Source organism: Serratia sp. CY84636, assembly GCF_052166245.1.
GTDB lineage: Bacteria > Pseudomonadota > Gammaproteobacteria > Enterobacterales > Enterobacteriaceae > Serratia > Serratia nevei.
Window position 1 is genome coordinate 1 of the sequence record NZ_JBJNOX010000043.1, and the last position, 282, is coordinate 282.

At 52.8% G+C, this 282-nt stretch carries 1 rRNA gene; it reads right to left on the bottom strand.

What is annotated here, in order from left to right:
• A 16S ribosomal RNA gene (locus ACJ8QI_RS25505) occupies positions 1 to 282 on the bottom strand; the annotation flags it as partial.

Here is a 282-nt window from a genome sequence, read left to right on the forward strand (position 1 = left end):
TCACTGGCAGTCTCCTTTGAGTTCCCGGCCGAACCGCTGGCAACAAAGGATAAGGGTTGCGCTCGTTGCGGGACTTAACCCAACATTTCACAACACGAGCTGACGACAGCCATGCAGCACCTGTCTCAGAATTCCCGAAGGCACCAAAGCATCTCTGCTAAGTTCTCTGGATGTCAAGAGTAGGTAAGGTTCTTCGCGTTGCATCGAATTAAACCACATGCTCCACCGCTTGTGCGGGCCCCCGTCAATTCATTTGAGTTTTAACCTTGCGGCCGTACTCCC